General features: G+C 50.3%; 10 protein-coding genes. 3 read left to right on the top strand and 7 right to left on the bottom strand.

All coding sequences use genetic code 11. From position 1 onward, the window contains the following. Positions 1-22 precede the first annotated feature (22 nt). Entirely contained in the window at positions 23-2,116 is a 2,094-nt protein-coding gene (gene flhA / locus LGV68_RS00610) for a flagellar biosynthesis protein FlhA (RefSeq protein WP_024374691.1), read from the bottom strand. A 175-nt stretch (positions 2,117-2,291) separates the two neighbouring features. Then, positions 2,292-2,759, bottom strand: a complete 468-nt coding sequence (gene sixA / locus LGV68_RS00605; RefSeq protein WP_020331230.1) for a phosphohistidine phosphatase SixA — start codon at positions 2,757-2,759, stop codon at positions 2,292-2,294. 218 nt (positions 2,760-2,977) lie between these two features. Between sixA and LGV68_RS00600 the strand changes: the two genes are divergently transcribed. Beyond that, positions 2,978-5,758: an insulinase family protein gene (locus tag LGV68_RS00600; RefSeq protein ID WP_252536034.1), complete on the top strand. Its 2,781-nt coding sequence runs from the start codon at positions 2,978-2,980 to the stop codon at positions 5,756-5,758. Here LGV68_RS00600 and LGV68_RS00595 read toward each other — a convergent pair. Then, positions 5,755-6,348 (bottom strand): VOC family protein, encoded by a 594-nt coding sequence (locus tag LGV68_RS00595; protein ID WP_252536033.1) that lies wholly within the window; start codon positions 6,346-6,348, stop codon positions 5,755-5,757. The two genes, LGV68_RS00600 and LGV68_RS00595, sit on opposite strands and share 4 nt — an antisense overlap. Positions 6,349-6,554: 206 nt before the next feature. Between LGV68_RS00595 and argS the strand changes: the two genes are divergently transcribed. Continuing rightward, positions 6,555-8,288 carry an arginine--tRNA ligase gene (argS, locus tag LGV68_RS00590; protein WP_020430739.1) on the top strand — a complete coding sequence of 578 codons (1,734 nt, stop codon included), beginning with the start codon at positions 6,555-6,557 and terminating at the stop codon, positions 8,286-8,288. A gap of 113 nt (positions 8,289-8,401) precedes the next feature. After that, positions 8,402-8,830 (top strand): HIT domain-containing protein, encoded by a 429-nt coding sequence (locus tag LGV68_RS00585; RefSeq protein WP_020331226.1) that lies wholly within the window; start codon positions 8,402-8,404, stop codon positions 8,828-8,830. A gap of 44 nt (positions 8,831-8,874) precedes the next feature. Here LGV68_RS00585 and LGV68_RS00580 read toward each other — a convergent pair whose 3' ends face one another. The 4 genes from LGV68_RS00580 to LGV68_RS00565 form a co-directional block, all read right to left on the bottom strand. After that, complete coding sequence (locus LGV68_RS00580) at positions 8,875-9,105, bottom strand: FeoC-like transcriptional regulator (protein WP_020331225.1); 231 nt, start codon at positions 9,103-9,105, stop codon at positions 8,875-8,877. Then, positions 9,102-11,372 (bottom strand): Fe(2+) transporter permease subunit FeoB, encoded by a 2,271-nt coding sequence (gene feoB, locus LGV68_RS00575; RefSeq protein ID WP_222755894.1) that lies wholly within the window; start codon positions 11,370-11,372, stop codon positions 9,102-9,104. Before feoB ends, LGV68_RS00580 begins: the two co-directional genes overlap by 4 nt. Next, positions 11,372-11,599: a FeoA family protein gene (locus tag LGV68_RS00570; RefSeq protein WP_020331223.1), complete on the bottom strand. Its 228-nt coding sequence runs from the start codon at positions 11,597-11,599 to the stop codon at positions 11,372-11,374. The genes feoB and LGV68_RS00570 overlap by 1 nt, the downstream gene beginning before the upstream one ends. Positions 11,600-12,285: 686 nt before the next feature. Then, positions 12,286-15,636 carry an AraC family transcriptional regulator gene (locus LGV68_RS00565; protein ID WP_252536032.1) on the bottom strand — a complete coding sequence of 1,117 codons (3,351 nt, stop codon included), beginning with the start codon at positions 15,634-15,636 and terminating at the stop codon, positions 12,286-12,288. Positions 15,637-15,704: the final 68 nt, after the last annotated feature.

Here is a 15,704-nt window from a genome sequence, read left to right as displayed (position 1 = left end):
ATCCATTATTTATGTGAGAAGGTCAGTTACCAACCGCCTGCACAATGCGAATTTGTTTTTCGTCTGGTATCTCTTGATACGACAGCACTCTCAGGTTTGGAATGGTGTTCTTGACGAACTTGGCCAATGTCGAGCGCAGCACACCGGATGTCAGCAGTACCGCAGGTTCGCCTTTCAGCTCTTGCTCCTGCGTTGCCTGGCTCAATGCCATCTGCAGCCGCTCCGCCAATCCAGGCTCAATACCTGCCGATTCTCCCCCTGAAGCTTGCATGGTCTGATGCAAAATTTGTTCCAGCTCAGGGATCAGGGTAATCACCGGCAGCTCAGGCTCTATACCATTGATTTCTTGGACGATTAGACGTTTCAACGCAATCCGTACCGCGGCCGTCAGAATGTCGGGTTCTTGACTCTTACTGGAATACTCAGACAGGGTTTGCACAATGGTTCGAATATCGCGAATCGGAATGGCTTCGTGCAACAGGTTCTGCAGTACTTTAACGACCACACCCAACGCCAGTTGATCCGGAACAAAACCATCCACCAGACGCGGCGCAGAACGGCTCAGCATTTCCAGCAGATTCTGCACTTCTTCATGACCAATCAGCTGGGCAGCATTGTTGGTCAGCAGTTGACTCAAATGAGTCGCCAGCACGGTTGACGAGTCAACTACGGTGTATCCGAGCGCTTGCGCATGTTCACGTTGCTCTTCACGAATCCACACCGCTTCCAGCCCAAATGCCGGGTCATAGGTGTGTTCACCGTCAATCATGCCGTATACCTGGCCCGGGTTAATCGCCAGTTCTTGATCCGGGCGAATCTCCGCTTCCCCCACGGCAACCCCCATCAAGGTTATGCGGTAACTGTTCGGCGTGAGTTCTAGGTTGTCACGAATGTGAACCGGCGGAATGAGGAAACCAAAATCTTGTGACAACTTCTTGCGCACGCCTTTTACCCGTTCAAGCAGTTCCCCGCCCTGATCGCGATCCACCAGCGGAATCAAACGATAACCCACTTCCAGACCAATCACATCGACAGGCTGCACATCATCCCACGACAACTCGCGTGGTGTCGGCGCTTCACCTTCAATTTTCGCGGGCAGTTTGGCATCGCTTTCGGCTTGTTTCTGTTTGCGCTGAATCATGTAGGCACTGCCCCCCGCCAAAATAGCCAGGGTCAGAAACGAAAAATGCGGCATGCCAGGTACAATCCCCATCACGCCAAGAATGGCGGAGGTAATCATCAGTGCTTTCGGATTGTCGAACAGCTGGAAAATGACCTGCTGTCCCATGTCTTCATCGGTATTTTGACGCGTTACCATGATCGCGGCACCGATGGAGAGCAGCAGCGACGGGATCTGAGCAACCAGACCGTCACCGATGGTCAGCAAGGTATAGATTTGAATCGCTTCGCCAAAGCCAAGACCATATTGAATCATCCCGATAGTAAGGCCACCGATAATGTTGATAAACAGGATCAGAATACCGGCAATCGCGTCCCCTTTGACGAACTTGGACGCACCATCCATCGAACCATAAAAGTCCGCTTCTTTGGTGACTTCAAAACGGCGAGTACGCGCTTGCTCTTGATCAATCAGACCAGCGTTGAGATCCGCATCAATCGCCATCTGTTTACCCGGCAAGGCATCCAATGTAAAGCGAGCGCTTACCTCAGAAATCCGGCCCGCACCTTTGGTGACCACCATAAAGTTGATGATCATCAGGATTAAGAACACCACCAGACCAACAGCGTAGTTGCCGCCAATCACTACGTTACCAAACGCTTCAATCACGTTACCCGCCGCGCCGGGACCTTCATGACCATAGAGCAACACCACCCGAGTTGAGGCGACGTTGAGCGCCAGACGTAACAAGGTCGCAATCAGCAGTACAGTCGGGAATGCAGCGAAATCCAGTGGTCTGCGTGTGTAAACCGTTACCAGCAGCACCACCATCGATAAGGCAATGTTGAAAGTAAAAAAGAGGTCAAGCAGAAATGCGGGCATCGGCAGCACCACCATCGCCAACGTCGCCAGTACCATAACTGGCGCACCGATGGCAGGCATGCTGCGTTGAGGAATGTTGGGCAATTTGTCCGCAAATGGCAGTGTAAACTTCATAGGCCTGCAAGCTATTAGTGGTTGAGAATTCAGCGACGCAACAAGGCGTTAGCGCGATGATGCAATTTTTAGTCCATGAGAAACTGTCAAAAACTTGGCTGAGGGATAAATCTAAGGCCAGCGACCAATAAAAAAGGCTGCCCGCAGACAACCTTTTCTTTTCGCACCGTGCAAATTACGGGTGCACGTTCCACGCGACTTTGCCCTGACGCGATTGAGGGTCAAACTCAATGCACATCAAGCCCGAGGTCGGGAACATCGGCGGCACCATATCTGCTACAAATTCAGACGCCAAATAACCCACCAGCGGCAAGTGCGATACCAGCAGCAGCGTGTCTAATGCTTCCAGTTCAACCAGTGCCGAGACATAGTCAAACACCTCATCGGCCGAACCATACGGCGTGATGTCCTCGCATATCTGTACTTGTCTTGCCGCAAAATAGCGAGAGATTTCCTGCCAGGTTTGCTGAGCACGTAGATAAGGGCTGACCAGAACTTTATCGAAATGATGTAGGTCTTGCTGCTCAATACAGGCACGAGCAACCGCGACCGACTCATTCCGACCTCGCTCCGTTAAAGCTCGCTCTGCATCACTGGCTGCATAGTGATGAGCCTCACCGTGACGCATGATAAAAATTTTCATTATGTATACCTATTTGCTCTTATACACACAGGCAGTCTGAGGCTGCTTTGCCGCTGATTATAACAGCACCGTTCGTAAAGACTTAGACCGGGGTAACAGTCTATTAAAAAGTCATCTTTGGGACTAGAATGACATTCTGCTCAAAAAATCACAGACTTGAATTTGCGCCGTATCGTTTCAACGCCATACTTAAATCAAAGCCCTACCGGAGAACTTCTGTGCACATTAGCCCAAATGATTCAAATAGCTACCGACATCTGACTCTGTCCAATTCGTTGCGTGTGCTGTTGATCCACAATGAAAGTGCCCAGAAATCTGCAGCAGCCTTAGCGGTCAAAGTTGGCCATTTTGACGATCCGACGGACCGTGAAGGTTTGGCACATTACCTTGAACACATGCTGTTTTTAGGCACGCGAAAATACCCTAAAGTGGGCGAATTTCAAAGCGTAATTAATCAGCACGGTGGTACCAATAATGCGTGGACAGGGACAGAACATACGTGCTTCTTCTTTGATGTCTCGCCGAACGTGTTTGAAAAGGCACTCGACCGCTTCAGCCAGTTCTTTACCGCGCCGCTGTTTAATGCTGAAGCGCTGGACAAAGAGCGTCAGGCGGTCGACTCCGAATACAAACTGAAACTGAACGACGATTCTCGCCGCCTGTATCAGGTACAGAAAGCCACCATCAACCCGCAGCACCCGTTTGCGAAGTTTTCGGTCGGTAATTTGGAAACATTGGGCGATCGTGAAGGCAGCAATATTCGCGACGAAATCATCGCGTTCCATGAGCAACATTATTCGTCTGACCTGATGACGTTAGTGATAATGGGCCCGCAAAGCCTCGATGAATTGGCTCAATGGGCGAACGACAAATTTGCCGCCATTCCCAATCGCCATTTGGCGAACAAGACCATTACCGAACCGTTTGTGACTCAGGAACAAACCGGCGTGATGATTCATGTCGAACCACTCAAAGAGATTCGCAAGCTCATCCTGAGCTTTCCGATGCCCAGCACCGACGCGTATTACCAGCGTAAGCCACTCTCCTATTTTGCCCATCTGATCGGCTATGAAGGTGAAGGCAGCCTGCTGCTGGCCTTGAAAGACAAAGGCTGGATTACCTCGTTGTCTGCTGGCGGCGGCGCCAGCGGCAGCAACTACCGTGAGTTTTCCATCAGTTGTACGCTCACTCCCCTCGGTCTGGAACATGTTGATGACATCATTCAAGCCATGTTTGAGACCTTAACGCTGATTCGTGAAAACGGCTTAGACGAATGGCGCTACATGGAAAAACGGGCGGTGTTGGAATCGGCATTTCGGTTTCAGGAAACCTCGCGCCCACTCGACATTGTCAGTCATCTGGTGATCAATATGCAGCATTACGCCGCGGAAGACACCATTTATGGCGACTACATGATGCAAGCGTACGATGACGCTTTACTCAACGAAATTCTGAGCTATCTGGTGCCAGAAAATCTGCGCGCGACCCTGATCACGCAAGGACAGGATTACGACAGCGAAGCCGACTGGTATTTCACCCCATACGCTTTGCGCCCATTCAGTCCGGAGCAGATGGCGAAATTTAATCAGCAGAGTGCATCTCTGCCGTTGCTATTGCCACCAGAAAACCCGTTCATCTGCGATCAGCTCGACCCTCGGCCGCTGGAAAACGAACAAGAAACGCTACCGCAAATATTACAGGATCTACCAGGTTTCCGTTTGTGGCACCTGCAAGATACCGAGTTTCGCGTCCCTAAGGGCGTGATTTATATTGCCATTGATAGCCCACATTCCGTCGCCAGCACTCGCAACATCGTCATCACTCGTTTGTGTGTCGAAATGTTCCTCGACACGCTGGCCAAAGAAACTTATCAGGCTGAAATTGCTGGTATGGGCTACAACATGTATGCCCATCAAGGCGGTGTCACGCTGACCATCTCGGGCTTCAGTCAGAAGCAGCCTCAACTGATGAAGATGATTCTCGACAAATTTGCCCGTCGCGAGTTCAGCGAGAAGCGCTTCGAAACCATCAAGCAACAACTGTTGCGTAACTGGCGCAACGCTGCCCACGACCGGCCGATTTCACAGCTTTTCAATGCCATGACTGGCCTGCTGCAGCCCAATAACCCGCCATACGACCAGTTGCTGGACGCGTTGGAAACGATTGAAGTCAGTGAACTGGCCGAGTTCGTTGAGAAGATCATCGCTCAATTGCACATCGAGATGTTTGTTTACGGTGACTGGCAGAAGCAGGACGCTCATGCCATGGCCGAAGTACTGAAAGACGCGCTGCGCGTCAAGAATCAAACCTATGAAGAGTCACTACGTCCGCTGGTGATGCTGGGCCACAATGGTACCTTTCAGCGCGAAGTCAGTTGCGATCAGGACGACTCGGCGATTGTGGTGTATTACCAGTCCAAAGACACCGAGCCGCGCAGCATTGCGCTCTACTCACTGGCGAATCACCTGATGTCGGCTACCTTCTTCCACGAAATCCGCACTAAGCAGCAACTGGGTTACATGGTTGGCACCGGCAATATGCCGCTCAACCGTCATCCGGGTATGGTACTGTATGTGCAGTCGCCGAATGCCGCCCCCGCCGATCTGATTCGCTCCATCGACGAATTCCTCAATGCTTTTTACATGGTGTTGCTGGAGCTTAACGAATATCAATGGCACAGCAGTAAACGCGGTTTGTGGAATCAGATAGCGACACCGGACCCGACGCTGCGCACACGGGCTCAACGTCTGTGGGTTGCCATCGGCAATAAAGACTGGACGTTTGATCAACGGGAAGTGGTATTAGAAGAGCTGAAGCAGCTCAGCCGCTCCGACATGATTCGCTTTGTGGTTAACGAGCTTAAACCGCGGACCGCCAACCGTCTGATTATGCATACTCAGGGCAATGCTCACGAAGAGGCAGAGCCGCTGAGTCTGGGACAGGAAATCGGGTCGATTGAAGAGTTTCAGTTGCGCCCGAAAGCCTACGATCTCGGTTAACGTTCTGACTCAACAATCGCTTTAAGGGTGTGGGGGTGCAGTTTGATACACACGCCCTGCCATTTGAACGCCACCGTTGGGTTGTTCAAGCGTTCACCCTCACCTTTCGGGCTCGAAAGCTTGGTTTTCACACCAAGTTCAGCCAACTGTGACCACTGCTGCGCCAGAGCGGGAAACTGCTGGTGCAGGTCAGCCAGAAAGTCATCCGCGGTCTGCGCTTCAGACGGCACCACAAACTCCACATGTTCCCAGCTCTGATCCGGATAAGTTTTCCCCGGTGCCGGATAAGGCAGTTCCAGGCATTCAATCGTCCATTGTGCCGCAGCCAATGGCTGGTCAAACGCAATGACAATAATTGGACGGCCGTTAATCTGCGCGCAGGAGATTTCCTCGCCCTCTTTTAGCCATTCCAGATGCGCCGCTTTGGCAAGATGCATTTCGTTGATTCTGAGTGCAATGTGGTCCAGCGTGTGGGTTGACAAATCGATATGCAAAAGCTCGGATAATTGCTGAATTTTATGCATGAATTCAGCGAGTTTGTCTTTCATTTGAACAGGATGAAGGCCTGATTCCATCAGCGACTGAAGCATTTTAACTACCCAAAATAATGATTTGTCGTCGATGTTACCAAGATTCAATCGAAAAGTAGAAAATTTCGTAATTTTGTCCCTATAAGCCCAGTAATAAAATTGCTATCATGTGCGCCAATTTATGAACAAAATCGAGATATGCATTCACTACTGCCCAGTGAATAAAATGCATACCCAACCAATTCCCAGAATTGAAGGACACGCGTGTGAATATCCAAGCACTGATTAATGACAAAGTATCTCAGGCTCTTGAAGCCGCTGGCGCACCTGCAGGCAGCCCTGCAGCTGTTCGCCAATCCGCAAAACCACAGTTTGGTGATTATCAGGCCAACGGCGTAATGGGCGTTGCAAAACAGTTAGGTACTAATCCGCGAGAATTCGCGCAAAAAGTCATCGACGTGCTTGATTTAGACGGTATCGCGAGCAAAACCGAAATCGCGGGCCCAGGTTTCATCAACATTTTCCTGAGTGAAGAGTTCTTGGCTAAACAAGCCGATGCAGCCCTTGCTGATGAGCGTCTGGGTGTAGCGCAAGAAGCACAACAAACTATCGTGGCTGACTACTCAGCGCCGAACGTAGCCAAAGAAATGCACGTAGGTCACCTGCGTTCAACCATCATCGGTGACGCGGTGGTTCGTACCCTGGAATTCCTGGGCCACAAAGTCATTCGCGCCAACCACATCGGCGACTGGGGCACTCAGTTCGGTATGCTGATTGCAAACCTTGAGCGTGTGCAGCAAGAGTCTGGCGAAGTGTCGATGGAATTGTCTGACCTGGAAGCCTTCTACCGTGAATCGAAAAAGCTGTACGACGAAGATGCAGAGTTTGCGGAAAGAGCACGTAACTACGTAGTGAAACTGCAAGGCGGTGACGCATTCTGTCTCGACATGTGGAAGAAACTGGTCGACGTGACCATGATTCAAAACCAACGCAACTACGATCGTCTGAACGTATCATTGACTCGTGATGACGTCATGGGCGAAAGCATGTACAACGACATGCTGCCAGGCATCGTGGCTGACCTGAAACAAAAAGGTCTGGCCCAAGAAGATGACGGCGCGCAAGTGGTCTTCCTCGAAGAGTTCAAAAACAAAGACGGCGAGCCTATGGGTGTGATCATCCAGAAGCGCGACGGCGGCTTCCTTTACACCACAACAGACATCGCCTGTGCGAAATACCGTTACGAAACGCTGGGCGCGGATCGTGTGCTGTACTTCATCGACTCTCGTCAGCACCAGCACCTGATGCAAGCGTGGACCATTGTGCGTAAAGCCGGTTACGTGCCTGAAGCCGTGACTCTGGAACACCATGCATTCGGTATGATGCTGGGCAAAGATGGGCGTCCATTCAAGACACGTGCAGGCGGCACGGTACGTCTGGCAGATCTGCTGGATGAAGCCGAAGAACGTGCAAAAGCGCTGATCGAATCGAAAAACCCGGATCTTGACGCAGACGAGAAAGCAGAGATCGCCACCACGGTCGCGATGGCTGCGGTGAAATACGCAGACCTGTCTAAACACCGTACCACTGACTACGTGTTTGACTGGGACAACATGCTGGCGTTTGAAGGTAACACCGCGCCATACATGCAGTACGCGTACACACGTGTCGCGTCTATCTTCGCAAAAGCAGGCGTTTCACCAGACAACCTGACGGGCGACATCAAGATCACTGAAGAGAAAGAGAAAGCACTGATCGCGAAACTGCTGCAATTTGAAGAAGCGGTGCAATCGGTATCTCGTGAAGGTCAACCGCACATTCTGTGTAGCTACCTGTTCGAATTGGCGGGTCAATTCTCTAGCTTCTACGAAGCTTGCCCGATCCTGATTGCCGAAGATGAGAGCGTGAAACAGAGCCGCCTGAAACTGGCTGCGCTGACCGCGAAGACCATCAAGCAAGGCCTGTCTCTACTGGGGATCAACACCCTAGAACGCATGTAATTGCAAAATTGAGAATATTCAAAGGCTGGCACATAGTGTCAGCCTTTTTTATTGGCGTATAATGGCCACTTCTGTCGCACTCCGACGGCATCAACCATTAACGGATCATCACCATGAGTTTCGAACTTCATCCTCAGTTAGCAAAAGATACCGATGTCATTGGCCATTTCCCTTTGTGTGTCGCTCTGCTGCATAAAGACGCAGCGGTGCCTTGGGTCATTCTGGTTCCGAAAAAAGCGAATCTGAAAGAGCTGCATCACTTACCGATGCATGAACAGCAGCAATTCCTGTTAGAGTCGCAAGCGGTGAACCAAGCGCTCGAAGCGCTGTTTCAGCCGGACAAACTCAATCTGGGTGCGCTGGGTAACATGGTTCCACAACTGCATATCCACCACATCGCCCGCTTCCAGGATGACATTGCCTGGCCGGGCCCTGTGTGGGGCAACACCAAAGGTGAACGTCGCAGTGAAGCAGAGCAAGACGTGATGCTGACTAAACTGCGTAACGTGCTCTCGTTGAGCTCACTGTTCGTCAACGTTTAATAGCCATAAAAAAGCCGCTTAACGCGGCTTTTTTTTCGTTCCGATTACATCGTGACCGTCACAGACAATCCTTGCTCCCGATTGAGGGAGTAACGCACTCGCGTGACACGATGCGCTGCATTGGTATCAATAAAACGAGAAATGACACCTTTTTTGATCCACACCGCGAGCATCGCGTCCACACCGTCTTCACTGAGCGCAAAACGTTTCGCGAGCTCTTTGCGCGAAATACCGCTCTGCGCCTCAATCGCTTGTTTTAGCTCAGTCAAAATCATGCCATCTGTACCTCAAGACGTTGCTGTTTACGTCCAGCCCGTTTAAGCAGGCTGTAAACCAGTGCACACACCAGTAAAATACCGCCAATCCAGCTGGCACTGGTGACTGGCGATTCACTAAAGTGAGCAGCCTGGTTAAACAGCGCTGCGGATGCGTAAGCCAGCCCCATCGTCCACACCGCAATAAAGCGCGCATATCGCGTACCAAACTCACGCACATAAGCCCCCATCGCCGCCACACAAGGCGTGTAAAGCAGAATAAAGATCAGGTACGAGAACGCTGCATAGCCAGTAACAAAATGGTTGTTCAAGTTACCGAAGATGGAAGCATCCACTTCCTGATCTTGAGCCACCGATGCGCTGTCTGATAAATCACCGACTTCAATGCCTAATGGATCAGAGAAGTTCAAACCCATCAAGTTTTCAGGGATCGACATCACCGCATCTTGCAGGCTGCCTATCAGATCGTACTCGGCATCATCGCCTTGCGCTGAGGTGTAAAGGTTGTTCAGCGTCCCCACCACCGCTTCTTTGGCAAAAATGCCAGTAATGATACCCACAGTTGCCTGCCAGTTATCATGATTGATGCCAATCGGCTCGAACACCGGCGTCACAACTTGCGCCGCTTTAGAAAGCACAGAGTTGTCACTGTCTTCGTTGCCAAATGAGCCGTCGGTACCTACCGAGTTCAAAAAGCTCAGAATCGCCACCACAATCACGATGGTTTTACCTGCGCCAAGAACAAAACGTTTCAGCTTCTGCCAGGTTTTGATCAGCACGTTTTGCAGCGTAGGCACTTCGTAATCCGGCATCTCCATCACCAGATTGTCACTCGAACCCGGGAACAACGTTTTCTTCAGTACCCAACCAGTAAAGACTGCCGCAACAATACCCAGCAAGTACAAGGCAAACACGACATTCTGGCCGCTTTCCGGGAAGAACGCTGCGGCAAAGAGTGCGTATACCGGCAGACGCGCACCACACGACATAAACGGAGCCATTGAGGCCGCCAGCTTGCGCTCACGCTCTTGATCAAGCGTTCGCGTTGCCATGATCGCAGGCACGTTACAGCCAAAGCCGAGTACCAGCGGGACAAATGCTTTGCCCGGCAGGCCGATTTTCTGCATCACTTTATCCAGCACAAACGCCGCGCGCGACATGTAACCTGAACTTTCTAACACCGCCAGGAACAGATACAAACAGGCGATCACCGGAATAAAGGTTGCCACGGTTTGAATACCACCGCCGATACCATCAGCCAGAATGGTGACCAGCCAGACCGGAAGATGCCCATCCAATAGATAGTGACCACCATCCACCAGCAGCGCGCCAACCCCGATATCGAAGAAGTCGATAAAAGCACTGCCTATATTGATGGAGAACATAAACATCAGGTACATAACCACGAAGAAGAATGGCACACCAATCCACTTATTGAGGACAAAGCGATCCGCTTTTTCCGTAAAGCTGTGGCTCAATTTACCTTCGCTGCGACGCACTTTCTGACAGAGTTGATGTAGATAGGTGTATTTACAATCGGCGACATGAAGGTCGATGTCCATCGCACAAAGGCGTTGTTCGTTAGCGATCTGCTCGCGGTAAGTTTGCTCGAGGCTGTTGATCACCAACAGATCGTTTTCCAGTGAGCGAATCGCCAGAGCGCGAGCAGAAACTTCCTGATCCGAAAACAGCGGAGCGAGGCGAGCGATTGACGCTTCAAAGTCATCACCGTAATTTAAATCCAGCTGTTCAAGGGCAATGCCCTGCACCACAACTTTGTGAAGTTTCTCTTTAAATTGACGAACCTGACCTTTGTTATTGGCAGACAGTGTGAACACCGGACAACCAATCGCTTTCTCGAGCTTTTTCACATCAATGGTCTGACGCTCACGCTTGAGCGCATCCATTTTGTTCAGTACCACCACCATCGGGCGGCCAAGCTCACGCAGTTGTAATGTCATATAAAGGCTGCGTTCCAGACAAGTCACATCAACCACGTTGATAATCAGGTCGGCTGGATGGGTGAGCACCGCGCGTGACGCAATGGACTCATCAATGCTGTTGCTGTCATTGCCACTGTCGAGTGCATAAATGCCCGGAAGATCGGTGAGCCGGAACTCATCACCAGAATGCTGGTAACGACCCGTCTTTTTTTCCACCGTCACACCAGCCCAGTTTCCGACTTGCTGCTTAGCGCCAGTCAGACCATTAAACAGGGTGGTTTTGCCACTGTTCGGGTTACCAACGGTTAAAACGTTATACTGCATCACGCTTTCTCCACATCAATCGCTGCGGCAATACTTTCACGTACCGCAATGGACACACCGCGCACTTCAACCTGTAATGGGTCACCCATCGGAGCGCGGCGAATCAGTGTCACCTGAGTGTTTGGCAACAATCCCATCACCATGAGTTTTTTTCGTACATCGGTAGAAAGCCCATTGAGCGCCAGAATAAGGCCGGACTCTCCCGCATTTAAATCAGACAATTTCATCGTAGCCACACGCAATCGTATTGTTAATGAGAAATATTTTTATTAATGATGCGAATCATACGCCGCGAACTTACGTCTGTAATTGTGTGAAATCAAAGATTGCACGGATTGAACCGTTATTTTTGTTAATTACCCCTCGTCAAAAACGTCAATCTTGTCTTCTACATTGACTCAGTCTCGTCTTGATGTGATCACCATCAAATCACACCGAAAGAATTATTCATAAAAATCAATAATTTAAATATAAAACAGAAATTGGCGGTTTTCTCCGGTCACGCTGGCGTTAATTTTATAAGTAAAAAAAGTCCAGGTGGTTATAGTGACTCTCGTCGACAGGGAATTGTCCCTGAGATAGAAATTCCAGAGGTGATATGGCTTAGACCATATCACTCCGGCAGCAAGCGAAGGTGTCGTTGACACCCGTGGTATAGTCCCCCCGGCTATACCACGACATTTTTTTTCTTATCTTTTCACCCCGTCAGTTCAAGACTTTCTCACTCCCGCAATACCCAATGTGCAACATCTGGATACCCTGAACCTTCGTACACAAACTGTCTCTGTTCACGTGTGTTTGAGCGTAACTAAGAATCGTCGTTGAGGGAAATGCGGTTAGGAACAGCTTGAGCTACCCGTTTACCGCTCCAGTAACGGATAGCCTTTATCAGGAAGGTGAGTAGAAGCTAGTCTCAAACCAGCTCTTTATCCTCAATAAACTGCGTCGGCGATAAACCAAAATGATGCTTAAAACGCTGGCTGAAATAGGAAGGGTCATTGAATCCACAGTCAAAAGCCACTTGCGATACTTTCGCGCCCTCCAACAGAAACTGACAGGCTCTCTCCAAGCGATATTCTGTCAGGTATTCCTTAAAAGTTTTGTCTGTCACGGTTTTAAAGCGGCGCTGTAAGCTGCGTTCTGAGACAAACAACTGCTTGGCGGCTTCGGAGGTACTAAATTCAGCATCGGCATAATGCTTCGCGATCAACATGTCGACTTTAGCCAGCCACTGTTTGTCTTCCAAGTCTGAACTTGTCACTGCACTGAGCGCACTCTGCTCGGTTTGTTCTTCATCACAAGCCTGAGGCCAGGATAATTCCACCAGATTGCGTTCAGAAGAAGAAAAGACCACCAACTCCCCTCCGGAGACTTCTACCAACTGATTCAGAGAGACCGTCTGGTTGTCGCCAGATGCCACCATGAGAGATGACAAATCAGCGCCAGCGTCACCGCAATCAATCAAAGCGATAACGATGCGTTGCTCTCTGACTCGGCATTGAATTGTCAGAGTCTGATTGCGATACAAGCGCTTAATGGCATGAGCAAAAAGCGTGTTGAATATAATGTCCACGCCCCAATGCTTGAGCGCGGCAGCGGGAAGAGCTTCTGTGCAGTGGCGTTCAACTTTAATACCCGCCGCGGCAAACTCAGTCACCCATCCGGCCAACACCGTGTCAATCACATCCAGCATGTCGTGTTGCGCCAATTGAGGATGGTCATCTTTACCCAACACATGCAGCTGCTCAAAATCAGCCAGCAACGTCTCTGCAGTCAGCTTAAGTTCCTGCACCTGACCAGATTGCGCCTGACGAATCAATGCCATTAACGAAGGCTTCATTCCACGCAGCAATTTCTCCAGCCATAAATGGCGAACTTGGATCTGCTTGCGCAGCTGCTGATTGTTGCTTAATACCGCTTTGCTTTGGTGACGCATTTGGTTGGTTTTCAGCACCACCTGCTCTTTTAGCTCCCGGTTCATGGACGAAATGATACGTGAACGCCACCAGCTGAACAGAATCACGATCGCAATAAAGCCCACTGCATAAATGGTAATAGCAAGATTCGACAGGTACCAAGGTTTAAGTACTGTGAACGAAAGGCTGTCGCTCTGAGGCGGCATAAGATAGGCGTTCGCACTGCGTATGGATAACAGGTACTCACCAGGCATCAGTTGATCGAGTGCCAACTGTGTACCTTCTAAAGGCTGCCACTGCTCATTGTTCAGGCGAAACTCCAGCATTTGACTGCGCGCCTCAGGCAAAGCACCAAACTGAAAACTGACCGGACTGCCATAAGTCAACGCGATTTGTTCGGCGTTGCGGCTTCCCACCCGCAATGGACGATAGTCGACACTGATCTGACTGAAAATAAGCGGCGATGGTGGCAGCGTCGACTCGGCTAGCTCTTTGGCAGAGGCCTTGACTAAACCAAGCGTCGATGAAAACAGTAACGTTTCACTGACTGATGAACGGCCGGAAGTGCACACCCCGGTACGCAGCTCATTGCTCACCAACCCATAAGGTGTCCCGAAATGTTTTTTGATCGCCCCATTGGGGTCGTAAAGCGTAATCCCTTTGGACGAGCCTAACCACATGCCTTCACTGGTTTTAAGAATACATTTCAGACGGATGTTGTCATCAATCAGCGGCAGCGGTTCAATACCCGTCTCCGGATGAAGGAAATGACGTCGAAACGCGCCGTAAGTGCTGATAAACCACACCTCCCCACTCGCGCTCTCTTCGATGTCGATATTGGCGCCGTAAGCCGCACTCGCTTTGTCATAGCTGATTTGCTGGTTTGCCAGCGTATAAATGCCGTGATCCGTGCCGATGAGTAAGCCTGAGCTTTTCGTCGCCTTCAACGCGGTTACCTTGGACGTTTTGGCTGCTGCGGACATCCAGTCTGAGCCATAATCGGTCACTTCTCCACTCTTCAAATTCAACGACCACAGCGAGCTGTCGCTGCTTCCCCAAAGGACACTGTTGCTATCGAGTTCCAGATGCTGAATAGGTTTACGCAACAGGTCATTTGAATTAACGGCAACCGCCCCTTCCGACCGATTGAGGATGTATGAGTAAAGTCCTTGATTAGTCGCCAACCACAATTGTTCCCCCGTTTGGACCAAGTCATTGACACCATCCGGGTATATTCTCTGCTTGCGAAACCCTTTGAGGAAGTGAATCAGATACAGGCCATCTGAACGACTCATCAAAAACTGCCGCCCCTGATTGATCGAAAACAGATGCTTTATCTCTGTTTCCAAACTCGGCGCATCAATATCACGATTCAAAACACGGGTAAATTTCTGACTAAAACGAGAGAAATAGCGGATGCCTTTATCCGTCGCAATCCAGATCCCCCCTTGCTTGTCGTTGACTAACGAGTAAATTCGCCCGCTCGATAAGCCGTAGTCGTCTGCATTGTTGCCTTCCAATTTAACTGTGTTGCCCGTTTCAACGGAGTGGACCAAGAGACCGTTGTCGGTGCCAATCCAATATTCACTCTCAGTTTCAACGATAGAAAATACCGGAGCATTCCCGACTTTTTGCGGCTCTTGTTCCGGATGATTAATATCGATTAGCAATGCGCCATCGTCGGTTCCGACAACAAGCTGATCACGCCGGCGAGACATAAACATAGTCTCAACATAATCTTTTCCCGAACGTTGAACATGGGAAAAACTTTGCCCATTGGAAAGATAAACCCCGGCATTGGTCGCCAGTACCCATTTGGTGTAAATCATTTGTGCATCATTCACGACCACTTTACTGGCCTGATTGAGCTGAAAAAGCGTCATCAGAGAATAGGTTTGAAATTCCCCGGTTGCGATGTGGTAAGTGTAGAAATGGGTTTCGTCCGTGAGCCAGATGTAGCCTGCCGATGCCCCAATCTTTTCGATTGTTATCCCCGGCGTGAGGCTGAATACCAGTTCGGGTTCACCAGGAGGGACGGTGCGATAGAGTTCATTATCCATGAACGTCCAAAATGCATTCTGCGCATAGGCGAGTTGTTGTGGATTACCAGCAAGCAGAGAGCCTCGGCGTGGCAGTACATTTTGGCCGTCATAGAAGACAACCCGGCCGTGCACGTCGTGAATCCAGATTCCACCCTCATCACCCAGGAACAGCTCCTGAGCAATAAACACCTTGCCTTGCGACAACGTCGGCAACGGATAAAAGATAGATGGGCTTTTATCCTGCGCATTGATAGCGAATGTGAAGAGCGCTGACAGCAGGCTCAGGAGGAGCAATAATCGGGACAAAGCGGTTCCTTCAGCAACAAAAAGAAATGCCTGACGCCTTATTATTGAATAGTTAATTTGCGGCGCTA

It is taken from the genome of Vibrio sp. LQ2 (genome assembly GCF_023920125.1).
Taxonomy (GTDB): domain Bacteria; phylum Pseudomonadota; class Gammaproteobacteria; order Enterobacterales; family Vibrionaceae; genus Vibrio; species Vibrio fluvialis.
This window is presented reverse-complemented; position numbering and strand designations above follow the sequence as displayed.

Coding starts and splice junctions, on each gene's coding strand:
- flhA (WP_024374691.1), bottom strand. CDS start 2,116: ATGAAGTTTACACTGCCATTTGCGGACAAATTGCCCAACATTCCTCAA.
- sixA (WP_020331230.1), bottom strand. CDS start 2,759: ATGAAAATTTTTATCATGCGTCACGGTGAGGCTCATCACTATGCAGCC.
- LGV68_RS00595 (WP_252536033.1), bottom strand. CDS start 6,348: ATGCTTCAGTCGCTGATGGAATCAGGCCTTCATCCTGTTCAAATGAAA.
- LGV68_RS00585 (WP_020331226.1), top strand. CDS start 8,402: ATGAGTTTCGAACTTCATCCTCAGTTAGCAAAAGATACCGATGTCATT.
- LGV68_RS00580 (WP_020331225.1), bottom strand. CDS start 9,105: ATGATTTTGACTGAGCTAAAACAAGCGATTGAGGCGCAGAGCGGTATT.
- feoB (WP_222755894.1), bottom strand. CDS start 11,372: ATGCAGTATAACGTTTTAACCGTTGGTAACCCGAACAGTGGCAAAACC.
- LGV68_RS00570 (WP_020331223.1), bottom strand. CDS start 11,599: ATGAAATTGTCTGATTTAAATGCGGGAGAGTCCGGCCTTATTCTGGCG.